Origin of the sequence: Rubellimicrobium roseum, assembly GCF_006152145.1 — a bacterium.
Taxonomy (GTDB): Bacteria; Pseudomonadota; Alphaproteobacteria; order Rhodobacterales; family Rhodobacteraceae; genus Rubellimicrobium; species Rubellimicrobium roseum.
Window position 1 is genome coordinate 1 of the sequence record NZ_VDFV01000103.1, and the last position, 4,189, is coordinate 4,189.

Here is a 4,189-nt window from a genome sequence, read left to right on the forward strand (position 1 = left end):
GGACCCGCCGCCGCCCAGGAGGATGTTGCCGTCGCGGAACATCACATCGGCGTCGTCGTAGGCGCCGGGATCGAGTTCGGCGAGGGTGTCGCGTGCCCCAGCGAACCAGGCCCTCATGCCCGCGATCCGGTCGAGGCCTGCGCTGTCCAGCACGTGGTCGTCGAAGGCCACGCCCTCGTCGAGCCCGCCCACGGCGCTCAACGTGCCGCGGTTGTCGCCGCGGATGGTGTCATTGTACTTCCAGCCCGAGAAGCTTTCCATCAGGTCGAAGCGGTCGCGCAGGATCTCGGCCGGGATCGAGGTGAAGATCTTGATGTTGGCGTCCCAGTCCACGCCGGCCACGTCGTACTTGCCGATGGCCCAGTCGAAACCGAACATCCCTTCGAAGCGCTGCACGCTGGCTCCCGAGAAGGCGATGTCGTCGCCCGACTCGAGGTCGTAGTCCTGCTCGTTGCCCTGCCCCCAGGCCACGTCGTGGCCGATGATGGTCGAGTTGAAGAACAGCTCCGAGTTCTCGCCGGCGATGGTGTCGAAGCCCTCGCCGCCCTCGATCCAGTCGTCGCCCTCGTTGCCCTGGAGGAAGTCGACGCCCGAGCCGCCCAGGATGAAGTCGTCGCCTTCGCCACCGAAGGTTTCCCCTGCGTCCTGGCCCAGGAAGATCGCATCCTTGCCTTGCCCGCCGAACAGGATGTTCAGGCCGCGCGCGGCCGAGACCACGTCGTTGCCCCGCTCGCCACGCAGGAAGTTGTCGCCGAACGGGTCCTCGATGACGTCGTCGCCGTCGCCGCCGAAGACCTGGTCGGCGCCCTGCCCCGAGTTGATGTAGTCGTTGCCGCCGTCGCCCCAGATCGCGTCGTCGCCGATGTCGGATCTCAGGGTATCGTTGCCCTCGGTGCCGCCCAGCACGACGTGCTCGCCACCCCGGAAGACAAGGGTGCCGCCGACGTCATGCGTCTTGCCCCCCTCCACGACCGTCGTCGCGCCGGTGTAGCTGCGCACGACCTTGGGATCGATCCTCTGGAGCAACGGATCGCTCCAGATCGGGTCCAAGCTGGTCGTGGAGCTGTTGTAGTCCCGCTGCGCGATGCCTCGGTCGAGTTCGAGGATCATGTCGGGCGTCAGGAAGGCATGCGCGTAGATGTGAGGCGCGTACTTATCGCCCAAGGACGAGTTGCGCATCATGATGTCGGAGAAGGTGTTCTGCTCGAGCGCGTCGAGCAGGTTCAGGCCCTGCGTCCGGGACAGGTAGTAGAACCGGTCGCCGGCCTGGAGTTGCTCCATCTGGTATTCGAAGATGAAGTTGAACGTGGAGCCCAGCATGCCGCCGAACTCGTTCAGCTTCTCCGCGAGGCCGCCTATCCAGAGGTCAATGTCATTCAGGCCGCCTCGGCCGTTGGCCAGAACGGCCGAGCTACCGTAGGCACCGGTCGCGTTCAGGAAAGCCAAGCGGTCGTCGACGTAGGTCTTGCCGTTGACCGTGAAGGTTCCGTCGGGGTTCCCGTCGCCGAGCACCAGCACCATCGCCGCTTCACGTTTGGCTTCGATCGTCGTCGCGTCGACGATCGCCTGGTGCGTGCCATAGGCCGCAATGAAGTTGATCACCGAAATCGGGTTCTTGAGGTTCTGCGCGAAGTCGTTCCAGCTCTCGTAGGGCTTGAGGTCGGCGACGCCGAAGTCGTTGTAGAGCTGATCCCGCGTCTGGTTCAGCGTGGGCACCCCGGTTTCGCGGGCGCGGGCCATGTTGAGCGCCGCGAGATCGAGCGGCAGGCCCAGGAGGTTGCTGCGCAGGGCCGGCACGATGAATTCGTCGATCTCGGAGCCCACGTCCTCGCTCAACCCACGAAGGATCGCCCCCTGGATCTGGTCGAAGCTGGCTGCCGTGCCGGTGTAGGCCTGCGGGTTGAGAAAGGCCTCGATGAGAGACAATTGCTCTCCGTTCGCCTTGGTGATCGGGTTCAGGTTGTTGTCGACCCGATCGATGGTGTCCGTCAGCATCGAGTGGCCGAAGCGGTACACGGCATGCGCGAACTCGGCCACGATCGACGGATCGATGTCGGGGGTGTTCGTGAAGACGAACGGATCGACAAGCGGCTGGATGCGGCGGGCGAACTCCTCGAACACCATGTGCTGGTACTGCATCTCGGTGGAGAAGCGCGCCGCCTGGAACATGCGCTCGCCGTTCCAGACCAGGGCATTGATCTCGGCCTGGGTCTCCGGAAGCGCGGTGATGTCCTTCAGCAGCCATTCGTTGATGAAGGCGAGGTCGCCGCTTTCGAGGATGGTGTGCTTGTTCTCCTCCAGGATGCGGTTGTGCTCGGCATGGAAGACCGAGTGGACCGCCGACAGGCCGAAGTTCTCGTTCCCGCGCCCATCCCCGGTGATAAAATGCGAGTTCAGCATTTCGTCATCATAGGTGGCGGGGTTGCCGTCGTCTCCAAGGCCCGTGTTGGTGTCCGCGCGCATGAAAGCGTCGCCGGCATCGATCACGCGATTGCCGTTCGAATCGTACCGGCCCGGCACCGCATGGTGCGCGATGTCGTCCAAGAACGCCGGTCCGGCCGCAACACTGCCGGTGGTCGTGATGCCGGCGGCGGTCCCCTCCTTGAACCAAGGCTGGGTGTGGGTCGCATCCGGGGCCATCGCAATCATGGCGTAGCCGTTCGGCCCCAGGATCAGGTTCCCGTACTGGTCGGTCTTCAGCAGGGGCACGCGATGCACGTCGTTGTCGCTGAGCCTGATGCCCAGAACCTCGAGCGCCTGCTTCTTCACGTCGGCCCAGGTGCCGATGGTGCCGTGCATGGTGCCATCGAGAAGGCGTCCGGTGGAGTATGCCTTCAGGCCGTCGCCCAGGTCCACGCGCACCTGCTCGCGCAGGAACACCTGGTGCGAGGCGTGCGAGGTGTAGGTCTGGTTCTGGTCGATCCAGGACGTGGTCATGTTGGTCTGCGAGGTGCCATCCGGCGTCGCACGGGTCAGCGCCATGAAGCGGAGCTGCTCCGGCAGGTCGTCGGCTGTGCCGAAGACCTTGTCCGCGCCGGCGATCAGGGGGTCGTCGTCCTCAAGCGGGATGTACACCGTGCCGGCGCCGCCTTTGGTCACCAAGTCGAGCCCATGGTCGAAGAACTGGCCGAAGATGGTGAACAGATTGTTGAACGAAGGCGTCAGGCCGATGTCGGGCGACAGGTTCTCGATCCGAATGCCACCCTCGGGCCCGACCTCGAGGCCGGCCCCGCTCATCAGCGTGTTCAAGGCGCTGAGGGCCTGCGCGTAGGTTCCCGTCGCCCCTTCCGCGTTCTCGAAGGCGAGGGTGTAAGCCTCTCTCGCCGAGTTGAGCTCTTCGGTGGCCAGATCGAGAGCGGCCTGCGTCTGCGTCGCGAGCGTGACCGCTTCGGCTTTGGCCAGGGTCAAATCGTCCAAGCTGTCCTGCGCGGTGCCATCGGGGGCCGACACAGGGCGGTAGGCGTTGGCCGCGCTCGCCGCTGCGGCCAGATCCCCTGCGTTCACGACGCCGTCCGCGTCATCGAGGGAGTCCAGCACGGCCAGCAGAGCCTGAGCAGCCTCCATCGTCGAAACAGAGGCCGGCGTCGCCGCGGTTCCCAACTGGCTGACCACCGCCGACGCGGTGGTGACGGCCAAGGCGGCGGCGTCTCTTGCCTCCTGCCACAACACCATGACATCGGCTCCGGTCGATGTCGTGAGTTCCGCCACCAAGCCGTCCACGGCCCCCTGGGCGACTTCAGCCGCATCCTGCGCGGCCTCGGCCTTGATCACGGCTTCGGTGAGGTTCGCGACGGCGTTATCGGCCGCGTTGTTCGCTCTCGAAGCATCGCGCTGAGCCGTGGTCGCGGCGATGAGGTTGGTCTGGGCCTGCTGGAACTCCGGATCGGCGACGCTGTTCGAGGCCGCCGTGAGAGTCGCCTTGTAGGCTGCGGTGATCGAGTCGACGACGGCCGTCGCGGCCAGGCCGGTGACGCCCATGACCTTGAGCGCGGCATAGATGGCAGCCGGATTACCGGCAGTCTGGTCCACGATGAGGTTGGAAATCGTGCGAGGGTCGGCGTCCACCACGTTGCCGGGCTGGCTGTAATCCCCGTTTACGAATTCGGGAGCATCCGGACCGGGGTTGTTGCACAACTTCGTGGCGGGTGGTCGCGTAGGGTCTCGTGGCGCCTATCTGGGCGGCCATGAG

The 4,189-nt window shown here is 65.3% G+C and carries 1 protein-coding gene; it reads right to left on the reverse strand.

All coding sequences use genetic code 11. The features are described 5' to 3' along the window. A partial coding sequence (locus FHG71_RS22760; protein ID WP_281281997.1) for a peroxidase family protein occupies positions 1-4,065 on the reverse strand: 4,065 nt, incomplete at its 3' end. Positions 4,066-4,189 lie beyond the last annotated feature (124 nt).